The organism is Pseudomonas sp. HR1, assembly GCF_030175875.1.
Taxonomy (GTDB): domain Bacteria; phylum Pseudomonadota; class Gammaproteobacteria; order Pseudomonadales; family Pseudomonadaceae; genus Chryseomonas; species Chryseomonas oryzihabitans.
In genome coordinates this window covers 1-881 of record NZ_JASNRF010000043.1, presented here as the reverse complement: position 1 = coordinate 881, position 881 = coordinate 1, and the positions used below count along the sequence as shown (strand labels likewise).

At 66.9% G+C, this 881-nt stretch carries 1 protein-coding gene; it reads right to left on the bottom strand.

The features are described 5' to 3' along the window. Positions 1–881, bottom strand: an 881-nt coding sequence (locus QKY98_RS23480; RefSeq protein ID WP_284671686.1) for a TolC family protein, incomplete at both ends; no start/stop codon positions are given.

Here is an 881-nt window from a genome sequence, read left to right as displayed (position 1 = left end):
AATGAGGGCGCGCTGGGCTTCCAGCACATCCAGCTGGGCAAAACGTCCCAGCGAGAAGCCGCGAGTTAGGTCATCGACCGTACGCTGGCCCGCCGGCAAAACCCGGTTGCGCAAGTCGTCGACGTCAGCTGATGCACTACGCCAGTCGCGCAGTGCCTGCAGGGTTTCGGCCTGGATCTGCAGCTCGGTCGCTCGCTGTAGATCCCGGGCCTGGTCAGCGCGACTGGACGCGGCGAGCAGGTTGCCCTGGTTGCGATCGAAGAGCGGTAGCGGGAGCGAGAAGCCCACCAGATTGACCCGCTCCCCCTCGAGCTCGTCGTATTGGCTGCCCAGGCTCACCCGCACGTCCGGATAGCGCTGGCTGCGCTGCAGATCGACGTCGGCATCCCCGGCGGCTACCTGCCGCCGCGCCTTGAGCATCGCCGGTGTCTGGCGGATCGCCTGCAGCAGTAGGGCTTCGCCGGGAGGTGCGGGCAGACGATCCAGGTCACCGACCGGCTCACCGAGCTCTGTCACGGAGACACCCAATTGGCGGGCAAGACTCACCCGCGCGTTGTCACGCTGCTGCAGTGCGCGTCTCAGCTCCAGCCGCTGGGTGACCTGTTCTACCTCCGCGCGGGTACCCGATACCGGTGAAATCTTGCCCGCTCGAATTTGCGCCCCTGAGCTGTCCAGGCTGCGCTGTGCCAGTGCCTGCGATTGCTCGGCGAGCCGCACCCCTTCAGCGGCCAGTAACAACTCGTAAAAACTCTGGATGACGTCCGCCCGGAGGGCATAGCGTCGCGCCTCGAGGTCCGCATTGACCACGCCAGCGTTGGCCTCGGCCACCGCCACCCGGGCGGCGCGCTTGCCACCCAGTTCACAGGGCTGGGTGAGCGTGA